This is a genomic window from Streptomyces atriruber, assembly GCF_001418325.1.
Lineage (GTDB): Bacteria > Actinomycetota > Actinomycetes > Streptomycetales > Streptomycetaceae > Streptomyces > Streptomyces atriruber.
Genome location: NZ_LIPN01000029.1, coordinates 26633 through 40539 on the forward strand (window position 1 = coordinate 26633; position 13907 = coordinate 40539).

At 71.7% G+C, this 13907-nt stretch carries 15 protein-coding genes; 5 read left to right on the plus strand and 10 right to left on the minus strand.

Going from position 1 to position 13907, the window contains the following annotated elements; genetic code table 11:
- Positions 1–18: 18 nt before the first annotated feature.
- Positions 19–951 carry a hypothetical protein gene (locus AOK03_RS03165; protein ID WP_055563572.1) on the minus strand — a complete coding sequence of 311 codons (933 nt, stop codon included), beginning with the start codon at positions 949–951 and terminating at the stop codon, positions 19–21.
- 627 nt (positions 952–1578) lie between these two features.
- Here AOK03_RS03165 and AOK03_RS03170 point away from each other — a divergent pair.
- On the plus strand, positions 1579–2499 hold the full coding sequence (locus AOK03_RS03170) for an IS5/IS1182 family transposase (RefSeq protein ID WP_055563573.1): 921 nt from the start codon (positions 1579–1581) through the stop codon (positions 2497–2499).
- Between the two features lie 31 nt (positions 2500–2530).
- Here AOK03_RS03170 and AOK03_RS03175 read toward each other — a convergent pair whose 3' ends face one another.
- Positions 2531–3682, minus strand: coding sequence for a serine hydrolase domain-containing protein (locus AOK03_RS03175; RefSeq protein ID WP_055563574.1), 1152 nt, complete (start codon positions 3680–3682; stop codon positions 2531–2533).
- A 147-nt stretch (positions 3683–3829) separates the two neighbouring features.
- Complete coding sequence (locus AOK03_RS03180; protein WP_079074442.1) at positions 3830–5233, minus strand: amidohydrolase family protein; 1404 nt, start codon at positions 5231–5233, stop codon at positions 3830–3832.
- A 289-nt stretch (positions 5234–5522) separates the two neighbouring features.
- Here AOK03_RS03180 and AOK03_RS03185 point away from each other — a divergent pair, with 289 nt between their 5' ends.
- On the plus strand, positions 5523–6317 hold the full coding sequence (locus AOK03_RS03185) for a hypothetical protein (protein ID WP_055563575.1): 795 nt from the start codon (positions 5523–5525) through the stop codon (positions 6315–6317).
- A 75-nt stretch (positions 6318–6392) separates the two neighbouring features.
- Here the strand turns inward: AOK03_RS03185 and AOK03_RS03190 are convergent, their stop codons facing one another.
- Positions 6393–7166, minus strand: coding sequence for an SDR family NAD(P)-dependent oxidoreductase (locus AOK03_RS03190; protein WP_244177468.1), 774 nt, complete (start codon positions 7164–7166; stop codon positions 6393–6395).
- A 156-nt stretch (positions 7167–7322) separates the two neighbouring features.
- On the opposite strand from AOK03_RS03190, the gene AOK03_RS03195 reads away from it, so the two are divergent.
- A complete protein-coding gene (locus AOK03_RS03195; protein WP_055563576.1) occupies positions 7323–8696 on the plus strand; it encodes a HEAT repeat domain-containing protein in 1374 nt (457 codons plus the stop codon).
- 6 nt (positions 8697–8702) lie between these two features.
- On the opposite strand, the gene AOK03_RS03200 is transcribed toward AOK03_RS03195, so the two are convergent.
- A complete protein-coding gene (locus tag AOK03_RS03200) occupies positions 8703–9302 on the minus strand; it encodes an isochorismatase family protein (RefSeq protein WP_055563577.1) in 600 nt (199 codons plus the stop codon).
- Between the two features lie 69 nt (positions 9303–9371).
- Here AOK03_RS03200 and AOK03_RS03205 point away from each other — a divergent pair, with 69 nt between their 5' ends.
- Positions 9372–9659, plus strand: a complete 288-nt coding sequence (locus tag AOK03_RS03205; RefSeq protein ID WP_055563578.1) for a DUF1232 domain-containing protein — start codon at positions 9372–9374, stop codon at positions 9657–9659.
- On the opposite strand, the gene AOK03_RS03210 is transcribed toward AOK03_RS03205, so the two are convergent.
- From AOK03_RS03210 to AOK03_RS03220, 3 genes are all read right to left on the minus strand, one after another.
- Positions 9624–10337, minus strand: a complete 714-nt coding sequence (locus tag AOK03_RS03210) for a DUF2470 domain-containing protein (RefSeq protein ID WP_055563579.1) — start codon at positions 10335–10337, stop codon at positions 9624–9626. The two genes, AOK03_RS03205 and AOK03_RS03210, sit on opposite strands and share 36 nt — an antisense overlap.
- Positions 10338–10483: 146 nt before the next feature.
- On the minus strand, positions 10484–11140 hold the full coding sequence (locus AOK03_RS03215; protein ID WP_055563580.1) for an MBL fold metallo-hydrolase: 657 nt from the start codon (positions 11138–11140) through the stop codon (positions 10484–10486).
- Entirely contained in the window at positions 11140–12225 is a 1086-nt protein-coding gene (locus AOK03_RS03220; protein ID WP_055563581.1) for an S-(hydroxymethyl)mycothiol dehydrogenase, read from the minus strand. The genes AOK03_RS03215 and AOK03_RS03220 overlap by 1 nt, the downstream gene beginning before the upstream one ends.
- A 121-nt stretch (positions 12226–12346) precedes the next feature.
- Between AOK03_RS03220 and AOK03_RS03225 the strand changes: the two genes are divergently transcribed.
- Complete coding sequence (locus tag AOK03_RS03225) at positions 12347–13129, plus strand: ABC transporter permease (protein ID WP_055563582.1); 783 nt, start codon at positions 12347–12349, stop codon at positions 13127–13129.
- 48 nt (positions 13130–13177) lie between these two features.
- On the opposite strand, the gene AOK03_RS42385 is transcribed toward AOK03_RS03225, so the two are convergent.
- On the minus strand, positions 13178–13342 hold the full coding sequence (locus tag AOK03_RS42385) for a hypothetical protein (RefSeq protein ID WP_157868844.1): 165 nt from the start codon (positions 13340–13342) through the stop codon (positions 13178–13180).
- Positions 13339–13524 carry a hypothetical protein gene (locus AOK03_RS03230; protein WP_055563583.1) on the minus strand — a complete coding sequence of 62 codons (186 nt, stop codon included), beginning with the start codon at positions 13522–13524 and terminating at the stop codon, positions 13339–13341. The genes AOK03_RS42385 and AOK03_RS03230 overlap by 4 nt, the downstream gene beginning before the upstream one ends.
- Between the last annotated feature and the right edge of the window lie 383 nt (positions 13525–13907).

Consider the following 13907-nt stretch of genomic DNA (forward strand, 5'->3'; position numbering starts at 1 on the left):
GTCTTTGGTGGATGCCGGTCAGGACCAGGTGTCGGGGAAGGCGCAGGAGGCCAGGCCGGTGACCGAGCCGTCGCCGGCGATGTGGTGAGTGGGTTGCAGGTCGAGTTCGTTGCCGCGGTCGCCGGCCCGGGCGACGAACCGCTCGCCGCGGTCGGACCCGGAGACGAACAAGGCGTCCTGCCCGTTCTGACGGCCGAAGGCGAGGTCCTCGAACTTCCGGGTCGAGGGCTGCGCCGCGGATGTGTACTGCGCCTTCCAGGTGGTGGCGGCGGTATCGCGCACGGTCCACAGTTCCCCGTGCCGGGTGATGATCCACGCCTGGTTGCGGCCGTCGAAGGCCAGACCGGTGGGGTCGTCCAGGTCGTGGTCCTGGCCGGGGGCGGCATTCAGGTTGATGCGGCGCCGGTCGGCGGGCCGGTCCGCGGGGAAGACGTAGACGTTCGTCGCGCCGTTCTCCTCGGCGAGGAAGTAGCCCTTGCGGTCCTTGCCGAAGGCGATGTCGCCCTTGTAGGAGGGGCCGGACAGGTCGCGCCAGTTGTAGGGGGTGCCTTCGGCCTTGGAGGACCACACGCGGTTGCCCTGGGTGGTGAACCAGAGGGTGGAGGAAGCGGGGTTGACACCCAGCGCGCCCCCGTTGCGGTCCTGGTTGCGCAGCAGCACGTAGTCCTGCCGCAGGTCCTCGCCGAGTTCCAGCGAGACGATCGTCCCGCCGCCGGAGGTGCCGGTGGAGCCCTCGCCGGTTCCGGCGAGGTAGGCGACCAGGTGGCCGGAGTCGCATGGGTTCACCGCAGCCAGGGCGGGCGGGGCCGTCGCCAGCCCGGACAGGGAGCAGGCGGCCGTCAAAGCGAGGACGGACGCCCACCGGGGCGGCAGGCCCCTGATCCCCGGCCAGGCGTCGAGCGGTCGGGTGTCGCGGGATGCGGCGGTGGGGAGCGGCGGGAACGGGCGCATGGGATCTCCAACGGGCGAAGGGGGCGCCGGGCACTGCAGCGGTGCCCGCCGGGTCGCGTACCCGTGGCGCCTGGAACCGGGTCCAACGGCGGGCGTCCCCGGCGCGACCGCTCCAGGGGGAAGGGTCCGGGCCGGGGCGGCACCAGCTTTTCGGGCTGAGGTCCGCGCCCGGAAGGATCAGTCCGCACGTGGGCGTGTCGCGCTCCGGGCGTCGGCCGCCGCACGGGACCCGGCACAGGGCTACGGCGATCGGGACGCCCGTGCCGCACGGACGACAGGGCCCGGCCCGGCACGCCCTTCGCTGCGCGCCCGGCCCTGGCGGCTGGCGGATGAAGCCGGTCCGCCACGACCGCCCCGCCGCGCCTCCCGTGCCCGGACGCCGGGGCAGGCGCTGCGGCGGGCCCCGGGTGCCGGAGCGGTCGGAACCGCGGTGGGGTGTCCTCGTCGCCTTCCGGGTCCAGGCGAGATCGGTGTCGAAGCGGATCGCTGCCTGGCTCGCGGGCCGCGCACTGGGGACCGCCAACCGGTCCAACTGATGATCACGCAAGCCCCGGCGGCGAGACCGGCAAGCCCGTCGCCAACCAGCTGATCATGTGGCTACTCCGTGCTCGAGTCGTTCCTCTGGGCATGGGGCGGGGTGATCTGAGCGATGCCGAAGGGGAACAGCTGCGCCCGTTCCTGCGCGTGAGCAACGGGCGTTGTGGCAGATGGCGAGATCACCGTCAGGCGATCGACGGGATTCTGCACCGGGTGCGAACCGGTGTGCAGTGGCGTGGCCTGCCGGCCCGGTTCGGTCCGTGGAAAACCATCTATGAACGCCACCGGCTGTGGTCGGCCGACGGCACTTGGGAGCTACTGCTCCAGCAGGTCCAGGCCGCAGCCGACGCGGCGGGTGAGATCGGCTGGGACATCTGGGTCGACTCCGCCGTCGCGCGCGCACATCAGCACGCCGCCGACGCCCCCCACCGATCCGCCGCCGGCTCCCGCCTCAAAGGAGGCCGCAGCAGCAAAACACCGGGGCGAGACGCGGTGGCAGAGCCTGGTCGCCCACCTGGCGGAGGTGGTGCAGAAGGTGAGGGCCCGGGCCGCTCGCGGGGCGGGTTCACGACCAAGACCCATCTGAGTGCGGACGGCCGCTGCCACCCGCTGTCCCTGATCGTCGCACCGGGACAACGGGCGCACCGCACGCAGTTCGAGCTGGCGTCGGAGAAGATCCGTGTCCCGAGGATCGGGTCGGGCAGGCCGCGGAAGAAGCCTGACAGCCTCGCGGCGGACAGGGCCTGCGGCAACGGGCCGTGCCGTGAGTATCTGCGGCGCCGGGGTATCCGGCACACCATCCCGGAGAAGATCGACAGCCAGGCCGCCCGCCTGCGCAAAGGCTCACGCGGCGGACGGCCACCGGGCTTCGACGAGGAGCGGTACAAGAAGCGCAACACCGTCGAACGGGCCATCAACAAGCTCAAGCACGCCCGAGCTGTGGCCACCCGCTGCGACAAGCGCGGCTACGTCTTCCTCGGGACCGCTACCGCCGCAGCCCTCGGCACCTGACTCCGCGCATGATCGGCCGGACAAGTCCTGGTCAACGGCAGAGAGCGGTGTCCAGCAGGCGCTCGGCGTCGTGGCGGCCCTCGTCGTCGGGGCCCGGGTCGGCGGTGACGGCGATGGTGGCGGCCCGGCCGTCGTCGGTCGCGGCCGGGAAGGTCGCGTAGCCGAGGAAGTCGCCGTCGTGCCCCCACAGCAGGCCGCCGCAGCTCAGCGGCCGGCTGAACAGGCCGAGCCCGTACCGGGTGCCCTTCGGGTACGGGGAGTCGGCCGGGAGCGCCACGGTCCTGCGCATCTGGGCGAGCTGCGCGGGCTTCAGCAGCTTGCCGTCGAGCAGGGCGCCGAAGAAGCGGTTCAGGTCGCTGGGGGTGGCGATCAGCGCCCCGGAGGCCCAGGCCACGGACGGGTCCAACTCGGTGACGTCCAGGAGCGGCGCACCGGGCTCCGACGCGACGTAGCCGTGTGGGTGGGCGCCCCGAATGCTCTGGTCGCCCACGGCCGGGAAGTAGGTGTGCCGCAGCCCGGCGGGGTCGATGATCCGGCGGGTGAACTCCTCGCCCACCGGGCGTCCGGTGACCTGCTCGACGAGCAGTCCGGCCACGACGTAGTTGGTGCTGCTGTACTGCCAGTTCGTGCCGGGCGGGAACGTCGCCTTGTGCCGCAGTGCGTGGTCGAGCAGTGTGCGGGGTTCGTAGTAGCGGTGGCGGTTGCCGAGGAGGTCGTCCAGGTACTGGGCGTAGTCCGGCAGCCCGCTGATCTGCTGGAGCAGTTGACGCACCGTGATGCGACGGCCGTCGATGCCGTCGCCGCGCAGCAGCCCCGGGAGATAGGTGTCGACCGGGGCGTCCAGGGCGACCTTGCCCTCGCCGACGAGCTGCAGGACGACGACGGCGGTGAACGACTTGGTGTTGCTCGCGGCCCGCACCTGCCCGTCGACCGGCACCTTCGCCCCGGTCCGCAGGTCCGCGACGCCCGCGACGGCGTTGCGGGTGCGCCCGTCGCGGCCGGTGACAGCGGCCAGCGCACCGGGGTAGCCGTCTTCCTGCACCAGCCGGTCCAGCCCCCGCTGGACCGGTCCGGCGACCGGGGTCTGCGCGGCGGACGCGGGCAGTGAGCCCGCCAGGGCCAGGGCGGCCGCGCCCGACACGGCGACCGCCGTGATCCGCCGACGGTGGGAGCGCTTCGACATGAGGGGCCTTTCCTCGGGTGCGGAGCTGTGGCAGCGCAGTCCAGCCTGTTGGCGACGCGCCTCACCGCACCATCCGGGCAGCCACAGGAGCCCTACTGGGGCTGCCCCCACCTCAGTCGACCCGACAGTCGTGGCGCGCGGCCCTCCTCAGGGAGCGGTGGGCAGGTGTGCCGCGGCCCGTTCCGCCGCGTCGACGACCTTTTCGGTGTCCACGCCCACGAGTTCGCCGCCGGTCTTGCGCAGCCTGCCGTCGACGTACACATCGGTGATGTTGTGCGGCTGGCCGTTGAGGATGATCTGGCTCGTCCAGTCGAAGCGGGGGGCGAAGTTCAGGGTGCCCGGGTCGAGGACGAGGACGTCGGCGCGTTTGCCGGGGGTCAGCGAGCCCACCTGGTCGGCCATGCCGATGGCTTCCGCGCCGCCCATCGTGCCCATGCGGAGCACGGCGGGGAGTGTCGGGTGGATCTGCGGGTCCTCGTGTACGGCCCGTTGGAGGCCGACGGCTGCCTTCATGAGGGCGAACATGTCGGAGGTGTCGTTGGTTCCGCCGTCGTGCCCCAGGCCCGCCTTCACCCCGGCCCGGTGCATCTTCGGCAGCGGCATGACGCCTGAAGCGAGTCGCATGTTGCTCAGCGGGCAATGTGCCACCCGTACGTCGTGGTCGCCGACGAGCGCGATCTCGTCGCGGGTCAGATGGATGGCGTGGTTCATCAGCAGGTCGGGGCCGAATGCTCCGATGTCCCGCAGGGTTCGGATCTGTTCGTCGTTGCGGTCGGTACGGTGCTCCAGCACGTGCGAGTTGAGCATCAGCCCCAGATCCTGGGCCTGCTTCCAGGAGGCGCGCAGCGCTGCGATGCCCGCCCTGCGCGCGTGCACCGCCAGCTGGGCGGAGGCCAGCGGCAGCGGATCTATGAGCCTCTCCTTGACGGTGCGGACCTGGTCCTCCGCGCCCTCGAAGGCGGCCATGGCGTAGACGAAGCGCAGCCCCGCGTCGTCCAGGGCCTGCACGTACTGCTCGCTCGTCGCGTACGGGATCGCGTGCACCCAGTCGACCAGGGTGGTGACGCCCGCCTGGAGGGCGTCGAGTGCCGACAGGTGGACGAAGGCGTACATGTCCGCGGCGTCGATCTTCGGCAGCGTCGGGCGGTTGCACGTCTTCAGCCAGCCGGCCACGTCCTGGTCCGAGCAGCCGCCCCGGATACTGGACTGCCACAGGTGGTTGTGGATGTCCACGAACCCCGGCAGCACGAACCGGCCGGAGACGTCCCGCACCCGGGCATCTGCCGGTGCCTTCAGATCCCTGCCTACGTCCGCGATCTCGCCGTTCCGCAACAGGACGTCGGCACCTTCGAGAAGGCCCAACTCCCCGTCGCCGATGTGAGGGTCCATGGTCAGGACGAGTGCGGCGCCCCTGAGCAGGGTCGTTCGCCCGGGGCGGTCGGCACCGACGGCCGCCGGTCCGGTGGCTCCGGAGACAGCGGCCAGCGAGAGACCACCGGCACCGGCGAGGACACTGCGACGCTTGAGACGGGAGAGCTTTTGTGGGGTCATTGCGGCGTTATATCGTCGGACACGGCACCGTCGGCAGACCAGAATCAGCCCATGGCGTGGAATCGGCATTCCGCGATGCGGAGGCCGAAAGGCTCCCAACTCCGTTGCTCCTGGCGTGAATCCACCGCCGATCCGTCCGCCCACTGCCACCGCGAGTCCATCCGCACCGCCGTACGGCCTGCGTCGATGGGTCCGGGGCGCGACCTGGCGCGAAATCGCTCGGAGCGACGGCCACGCGGGGACCCGAAGACCATGGTCCAACCGGTTGCGCACATGAGAGGTTGAGCGGGTGGACAAGGACATGGCCGTCGCGCTGATCGGTGCGATCGGTGTGGGTGGCACCATCATCGGAACCTTCGCCGGCACGGTGCTCGGCGCCCGCATCCAGGCCCGCGGCGGACACGACCAAGCCCAAGCCGCACGCGACGCGGCCACCACCACCGCAACCGCCACGGCGCGTCAGGCAATGGCCGAACGCCGATGGGCGATCCTCGCCGAATACCTCCGCGCGGCCGCCGCACTCCACGAGAGCGCGAATCGGCTCTACGCATCGAGCGCGGATGTCCGTGTCGCCGGAAGTCCGCGCAACGCGGACGGACCGGCTCTCGAAGCCGACGTCGAGGAGCGGCGGCATGCCCTCCTCTACGCGTACGCCGAGGCCGAACTCGGCGCACCGGCCGACATGCGCCCCCTGGTCGCCGATCTGCAGGACAGGACGTTCTCCCACGTCGAGCAGTCCATCAGGGGCAGAGACCTCATCAGCGCGCATGCGGCCCTGCGCGACCTCGCCGCCGCGCAGGGCCGCCACTCACCGGCCGGTCGAGCACACCTCGCCGTGACGACACCGTCCGCGCCTCAGCCGGTCGACGACACGACGCACGAGGACCTCGCGCGCTGGCGCATCGAAGCCACGAGGACCTTGGAAGACGTCCACGAACTGACCTTCGAGCAGCGCCATCTGCTCGCCTACCTCCCCGACGAGGACCAGACCCTCAACCTGATCGAGGCCGGGGACCGGTACACGGAAGCATGGGACGCCCTGGTCACCGCCGCACGCCGAACACTGGGAACCGACCCCACTTAGTGGTTGGCACCCACCTGCTTCCGAGAGAGCGGCAAGGGGCCCCACACCGACCGGCGAGGCCCCCGCACCCCCGCCTCAGTTGGACGTCAACCCGCCGTCCACGGCCAGCGCCGTACCCGTGGAGAACGACGCGCGGTCGCTGCACAGCCACAGGGCCGCCTGGGCGATCTCGACCGGGTCCGCCATGCGCTTCTGCATCTGGCGGGCGACGAAGGCCTGCTCCAGCTCCGGGTGCGCCTCGACCGCGTGACTGATCATTTCCGTTCGCGTGGTGCCGACGACGAGCGTGTTGATGCGGATGTCGTGGGCGGCGTACTCGGCCGCGGCGGCCCTGGTCATGCCGAGCACCGCGTGCTTCGCGGCGACGTAGGGCACGGGTGCACCCGTGGCGACCATGGCCGCCGTGCTGGCCGTGTTGACGATCGCGCCCTTGCCCGCTTTGAGCATGACCGGGATCTGCGAACGCAGGCAGTTCCAGGTCCCGCGGACGTTCACGTCCATGGTCCGGTCGAAGACGTCCGGGTCGAGCACGTGCAGCGGGGCCATTTGCGTACCGGCGTAGCCCGCGTTGTTGAACGCGGCGTCCAGGGCGCCGAAGTGCTCGCGCGTGGCGTCGACGGCGCGCTGGACGTCCTCAGCGACCGCGACGTCACCGACGCTCACCGCCGCGCGGCCGCCCGAGTCGTTGATCTCCCCGGCGAGTTGCTTCAGTGTCTCCTCGCGGCGGGCCATCAGCAGGACCGCCGCCCCCTCGGCGGCGAAGAGCCGCGCGGCGGCCTCGCCGATCCCGCTCGAAGCCCCCGTGATCATGACGGCCTTGCCGGCCAGCATTCCATTCGTGTCGGTCATGCCGCGAGTAAAACCCGTACAGGCCGGGACCACACCCCTCAAAGATCATGAGATCCCCCACAGTGGCCATTCACTCAGCGAGAGCTCCTCAGCGACAACTCACTTGCGGTGTCCCCGGGCCGGTCCGAGACTCGGTCCGGATCAGGGGGCGGGTGGATGGACGAGAACGGACTCGGTGTTCGACTCATCGCGGCGGTTCGGGCCGGGGACGTCGAGGCGGTGCGGGCCCTGTTGGGCGACGGGGCGGATCCGGACACGGTGGACGGGAGCGGGCTGCCCGCGCTGTGCGTCGCGGTCGCGGCGTATGACGCGCCGGTCGCCGAAGCGCTCGTGGAGGGCGGAGCCGATCCGGACCGGGCGCTGCCCGACGGGACCACACCGCTGTGGCGTGCCGTCGACGGCGGCTCGCACGCGGTCTTCGCGGCCGTGCTCGGCGCGGAGCCCCGGCTGCGGCTGCCGGAACCCGATCGCGCACGGCTCATCGCCCTGGCCGCGGACTGGTACGGAACGGGGGCGGTCGAGGGGCTGCGGCGCAGGACCGGTGCGGTGGGGCCCGCCACCACGGTCCGGGTCCCTGACGACACGTACGACCGGGTCGATCAGGTCTCGCTCGGCGGCATGGTGGTGCGCGCCGGGCACGGCGGCGTGTTGAGCACGCTCGAGTGGGCCTTCCGCATCCTCACCCCCGTCGACGAACTGGTCGCGCGTGCCGTCCGGCGGCCGGGCGAGGAGCATGCCGACTGGTCGGCGGTCTGCTGGGTCCTCGTCTCGCGTCGCAGCGACGAGACGTGGACGGCCGTGGTCGCCCACCGCCACCACCCGGACCCGGCCCACCGTCGGTTCGTCGCCGACTATCTGCGGTCACGCTCGTTCGTCGACTGGGACCGTCCCTACTACGGGAAGAAGGAGGCCGAGCTCCTGGTCGGCTGGTCCGCAGAGGAGACGGACAGCGCGGTGCTCGCCAAGGTGCTCGGCGCGCTCACGGAGTACGAACACCCGGACCTGGAGGCCGCCGGACTCCGCCACGCCGACCACCCCGACCCGCGCGTACGACGCGAAGTGCCGGACGCCCTCCTCACGAACGACGGCGGTCGGCGCTCCCCGGCCGCCAGGGAGGCGCTGCTCGCCCTCACCCGTGACCCGGACGTGGAAGTGCGGCTCAGGGCCTGCTCGGTGGGCGCGGACGACGAGGTGCTGCGGTCCGAGGTCACCCGCGCGCTGCTCCTCATGGTCGAGGGCCCGGACGCCGCCGTGCGCAGGAGGGCGGCGGAGACCCTGGCCGCTTCCGCCGACCGAACGCCCGCCGTCGCGGACGCCTTGATGGCCCTGCTGGACGAGGACGACCAGATCCTGCGTCTGGAGGCCGCATGGGGGCTGGCCCGCCGCGACGACCCGCGCACCGAAGAGGCGTACGAACGCGTGGGCGCGCTCGGTCCGGGTTTCGAGGAGGACCACCGGGCCGGCGCGCTCCTGCACTGGAAGTGGCGGCGCCAGGACGCGGCGGCCGCTGCCGCCGCCACGACTTCGTGAGGCCCGCTACGGCTTCGTGAAGCCCACGTCGGCCGCCCGCGCGACGATCTCGACCTCGTCGCCGAGGGTCCACTCCGCGACGCGCGACACCGTCGCCGCGGGCACCACGTCGCTGATCCCCTCGGCGGCCGGAATGTCGTAGGTCGCGTGGGCGTCGTGCGGCAGGACGACGCGGAAGCCGAGGTCCAGGGCGGTGCTCGCGGTCGCCCTCACGCACATCTCCGACATCACGCCGCAGACGGCGAGTTCCTTCACTCCGGCGTCGCGCAGCAGCGTCTCCAGCGGGCTGTCCTCGAAGCCGTCGTCGACGGTCTTGCGCAGGAGGACCTCGCCCCGGTCCGTTTCGACGGGCAGGTGGATCTCCCAACCGGGCGTGCCCGGTTCATCGGAGGTACCGGGCTCCCCGTCGTTCTGCAGTTGCACGACGAGCGCGCCGCTCTCGCGCGCCCTTGCCAACAGTCCCCGCACGCTCTCCAGGAGGCGCCCCACGTCGGGCACGGCGCCCTCGCCGCCGACAAAAGCGTTCTGCATGTCGACGACGATCAGTGCCTGGACGGGCGCGACGGCCTGGACGGGCGCGAGAGACGGGGTGGGCTGCGTGGGCATCGGCTGATTCGTCACCCCGCCATCATCCATGCGAGACGCGAGACCTCAATTTGATTAACGTACGGGGGTATGAGCACGGACCTGACCGTCCTCCTCGTCGTCGCCGCCGTTCTGGTCGCCGCGACCCTCGCCGTCGCGGTCGCTCTGCTCATACGTCTCGTACGGACCCGCCGCGCCCTGCGAAGAGCCGGCCTGCCCGTCGAGCGGCAGTGGGTCTTCTGGGGCGCGGTCGCCTATCTCGTACTGCCCACCGACCTGGTGCCGGACCCCGTCTACCTCGATGACATCGGGGTGCTGCTGCTGGCACTCCGGTCACTGCGGTCAGCCGCCGACCGGCCGCCCGCGCCGGGTGGTTGAGAGGCGGGCCTTCATCAGGAGTGCGTGCATGCACTCCGTCACCTGCGTGACGTCCTCGACCATCTGGTGGAACGGCAGGCGGACATCGGCCTGACCGCGGGCGCGTTCGAGGCGCAGCGAGATTCCGTGCCGGTCGATGGCGAGCGGGCGGACCCGCACCACACCCTGCAGGCTGTCCGGGCTGATGAGGCGGGTGAGCTGCTCGACGGCGTCCGGGTGGGCGTCGGCGAGGTGGGTGAGCAGGCGCGACTCCGCCTCGGCGAGCAGATCGGGCACGGTCAGGGAGAATTCGTCGAGCTCCACGCCCTGGCGCTCCCCAGTGGAGTCGTGCAGTACGGCGCACGTCGGCTCGAAGACGAGGTGCTCGCCGTCGTACCCCAGCGACCCGGACAGCCAGAGCCGCGCACGGATCCGGTCCCTGAGCGGCACCGGCGAGACGTCGGCGAACTCGATCAGGGTGGACGGCTCGCCGCGCGGCGCGCAGATGACGGCGGCGGCGAGCGCGCTGTCCTCCGGCGGCGACAGAAGGATTCTGCCGTCCTCGGTCACGGTGTGCGCGCCCACGAGTTCGTCCCTGCCGATCTCCGTGGTCACCGCGCAGGACCACGCGGTGGCGAGCACTGAACGCGCGCGTGCCGCCGCTGTGGGCACGGTCGGGCTGCTGTGACGGACACCCATCCTCAACCTCCATTAGGTAAGCCTTGCCTAACTTATCGAAGATTGCCGAACAGGGCCAGTACGCGTCTCGGCCCCGCGCGGCGAACCACGCGGGGCCGAGAGACGTACGTCGAGCAGCGGAAACGGGCGTCGGACAGAGCCCGGCGTCAGTGCCCTCGGGCGATCCACTCCTCCAGATGCGGTGCCTCCGCGCCGACCGTGCTGCTGTCGCCGTGCCCGGTGCGCACCACCGTCTCGGACGGCAGCGTCAGGAGCCGCTCCTTGATGGACTCCACGATCGTCGGGAAGTCGCTGAAGGAACGGCCCGTGGCACCCGGACCGCCGGCGAACAGCGTGTCGCCGGTGAAGACCGTGCCGAGGGCCGGTGCGTACAGACTGACGGCACCGTGGCAGTGACCCGGTGTGTGCAGCACCTTCAGGACCGTGCCCGCCACGGTCAGTTCCTGCTCGTCGGACAGCTCGCCGTCCGGGGCACGGTCGGGGTGGGTCTGCTTCCACAGCTCCGCGTCGGCCGGGTGCAGCAGGATCGGCGCGCCCGAGCGGGCCGCGAGCGCCGGGGCCGCGTCGATGTGGTCGTCGTGCGCGTGCGTACAGACGATCGCGACCAGGCGCCGCTCCCCCACCGCGGCCGCGATGGCGTCCGCGTCGTGCGCGGCGTCGATGACGACGCACTCGCTGTCGTCACCCACGATCCACACGTTGTTGTCGACCTCCCAGGTGCCGCCGTCCAGGGAGAAGGTCCCCGACGTGACGAGGTGGTCGATCCGCGCGCCGGACGCGCCCGCAGCAGCTTCGGCCGCCATCAGAACGTCACCACCGAACGGAGGACGTCACCGTGGTGCATGCGCTCGAAGGCCTTCTCCACGTCCTCCAGGGCGATCGTCTCCGTGACGAACGCGTCCAGGTCCAGGCGCCCCTGCTGGTACAGGTCGATGAGCATCGGGAAGTCGCGCGACGGCAGGCAGTCGCCGTACCAGCTCGACTTGAGGGCGCCGCCGCGCCCGAAGACGTCCAGCAACGGCAGCTCGATCTTCATCTCCGGCGTCGGGACACCCACCAGGACGACCGTGCCCGCCAGGTCGCGGGCGTAGAAGGCCTGCTCGTACGTCTCCGGGCGGCCGACCGCCTCGATGACGACGTCGGCTCCGTTGCCGCCGGTCAGCTCGCGCACCGCCTCGACGGGGTCGGCGGAGCGGGAGTTGACGGTGTGCGTGGCGCCGAGGTTCTTCGCCGTCTCCAGCTTCTTGTCGTCGATGTCCACGGCGATGATCCGCGCGGCTCCCGCGAGGCGGGCGCCCACGACCGCGGCGTTGCCGACTCCGCCGCAGCCGATGACCGCGACCGAGTCGCCGCGGCCCACGTTGCCGGTGTTGATGGCGGCGCCGATGCCCGCCATCACGCCGCAGCCGAGGAGCCCGGCCGCGGCGGGCGAGGCGGCCGGATCCACCTTGGTGCACTGCCCGGCGGCGACGAGGGTCTTCTCGGCGAAGGCGCCGATGCCGAGCGCCGGCGAGAGCTCGGTGCCGTCGGTCAGGGTCATCTTCTGCTTCGCGTTGTGCGTGTCGAAGCAGTACTGGGGGCGGCCGCGCCGACACGCACGGCACTGCCCGCACACCGCGCGCCAGTTCAGGATCACGAAGTCGCCGACCGCGACCTCGGTGACGCCCTCGCCGACCGACTCCACGACGCCCGCCGCCTCGTGCCCGAGCAGGAACGGGAAGTCGTCGTTGATGCCGCCCTCGCGATAGTGCAGGTCGGTGTGGCAGACCCCGCACGCCTGGATCTTCACGACGGCCTCTCCCGGCCCCGGATCCGGGACGATGATCGTCTCGATCCGTACCGGCTCGCCCTTCGCGCGTGCGATCACGCCCTGCACCTGCTGCGCCATGACTTCAGCCCTTCTATCTCTGCACGTCTTACCTCCCACATCGTTACAGGTCGAGCGCCTCGACACAGCACTCCCTCCGCTCCTTTCCGGGTCCACGGGTGCCGCGATCTAGGGTGTGCCCGTGCGCAACCTCGCCGCCCAGGCCCTGCTGCCGGTCAACACGGCGCTCGCCGTCGCCCTGCTCGTGCTGCTGCTGGCCGCTGCGACGGCAGCGGCCGTCTTCCGGCTCGCCCCCGACGGCTCGCGCGGCAGGGCCCGGGAGATCGTGGTCGCCGGAGTGCGCGCCACCGTCCAGCTGGCGGCCGCCTCCCTAGTGATCGCCTGGGTCGTGCACCACACGGCCGCCCTCTTCGCCTTCCTCCTCCTCATGTTCGCCGTGGCCACCCGCACGGCCGGGCGGCGCATCACGCCGAACTCCACGTGGTGGTGGGCGGCGCTGCCCGTCGCGGGCCCCGTCGTCCCTGTGGTGGCCGGATTGGCCCTCGTGGGCCTGCTCCCCGTGCGGGGCGTCGCGATGATTCCCGTGACCGGCATCCTCATCGGCGGCGCGCTCACCGCGACGGTCCTCGCGGGCCGCCGCGCCCTCGACGAACTGCGCACCCGGTTCGGCGAGTTCGAGGCGGGCATCGCCCTCGGGCTGCCCGACCGCGACGCGCGCCTCGAAGTGATCCGCCCGGCCGCGTCGGACGCGCTGCTGCCCGGACTCGACCAGACCCGGACGGTGGGCCTCGTCACCCTGCCCGGCGCCTTCGTCGGCATGCTCCTGGGCGGCGCGTCACCGGCGCTCGCCGGGGCGGTGCAGCTCTTCGTGCTGATCGCCCTGATGGCGGTCCAGGCGATCGCCGTGGCCCTCACGGTCGAACTGGTCGCCTGCGGTCGACTGCACCGGGACGGAGGGTCTTGACCACCGGTGCCACGAGGTGGCGAGGTGGCACACGGCACCGACCCTCCGCTACGTCCGCGCGAGGAACCGCACCGCCGCCGCGGTGACACGCCCCGCCCTGCGCGAGGCGTCCACGGCGCGAGCCCGGTCGTCGGCTCCCGCCGCCTCCCCCTCGGGCGCCACGCGGCGCCGCACGGTCTTCTGCTTGGTGAGCCGGACGGTTCGGCGGGTCACGCACAACTGCCCTTCGTACAACTGCCCTTCGTACGCCTGCCCTTCCTCAGACACACGAACGCCGGGACCAGGCTGTCCGCGTCCGCGTCGTGCAGCAGATGCCGCATCTCGGCCGCCTCACCGTCACGGATGCGCCGTGCCGGCTCTTCCTTCGTCACGTCCAGGTCTGCGATGGTCGCCATGACTCCCCCTAAGGCGGTGACCGGATGCGTACTCGCACTCGCCGGAGGATTCGAAGCCGCGGGCTTCAGGGATTGCGTGAAATCCGAAACACATGCGCGATGTCACCGATGCCACGCAGAGCGGGCGCCCGCCGCGGGAGGGACGGGGCACCTCGGGTGCGAAAGCCGGCACGTACGCTCCGGATCACCTGCGATCTCTGCCAGCTCAGCGACGTCGGCGCCCGCGCTGCTGACGCGCGGCGGCGCTCCGAGGATCCGGGGCGTCTGACTGCCACGCCCCGGAATGACGACACCGCTGATGCCGCGGTACCCCTGCGGCGCCGTCCGGCGCCGGGCGTGCCGCCGGTACGACGGGCCATCAGCTCATCAATCGGCGACTCCTC

Bases quoted from the DNA above. Each gene is read 5' to 3' on its own strand.
- AOK03_RS03170 (WP_055563573.1), top strand. From the start codon at position 1,579: ATGGGGCGGGGTGATCTGAGCGATGCCGAAGGGGAACAGCTGCGCCCG.
- AOK03_RS03165 (WP_055563572.1), bottom strand. From the start codon at position 951: ATGCGCCCGTTCCCGCCGCTCCCCACCGCCGCATCCCGCGACACCCGA.
- AOK03_RS03210 (WP_055563579.1), bottom strand. From the start codon at position 10,337: ATGGGTGTCCGTCACAGCAGCCCGACCGTGCCCACAGCGGCGGCACGC.
- AOK03_RS03205 (WP_055563578.1), top strand. From the start codon at position 9,372: ATGAGCACGGACCTGACCGTCCTCCTCGTCGTCGCCGCCGTTCTGGTC.
- AOK03_RS03195 (WP_055563576.1), top strand. From the start codon at position 7,323: ATGGACGAGAACGGACTCGGTGTTCGACTCATCGCGGCGGTTCGGGCC.
- AOK03_RS03175 (WP_055563574.1), bottom strand. From the start codon at position 3,682: ATGTCGAAGCGCTCCCACCGTCGGCGGATCACGGCGGTCGCCGTGTCG.
- AOK03_RS03200 (WP_055563577.1), bottom strand. From the start codon at position 9,302: ATGCCCACGCAGCCCACCCCGTCTCTCGCGCCCGTCCAGGCCGTCGCG.
- AOK03_RS03230 (WP_055563583.1), bottom strand. From the start codon at position 13,524: ATGGCGACCATCGCAGACCTGGACGTGACGAAGGAAGAGCCGGCACGG.
- AOK03_RS03215 (WP_055563580.1), bottom strand. From the start codon at position 11,140: ATGGCGGCCGAAGCTGCTGCGGGCGCGTCCGGCGCGCGGATCGACCAC.
- AOK03_RS03180 (WP_079074442.1), bottom strand. From the start codon at position 5,233: ATGACCCCACAAAAGCTCTCCCGTCTCAAGCGTCGCAGTGTCCTCGCC.
- AOK03_RS03220 (WP_055563581.1), bottom strand. From the start codon at position 12,225: ATGGCGCAGCAGGTGCAGGGCGTGATCGCACGCGCGAAGGGCGAGCCG.
- AOK03_RS03190 (WP_244177468.1), bottom strand. From the start codon at position 7,166: ATGACCGACACGAATGGAATGCTGGCCGGCAAGGCCGTCATGATCACG.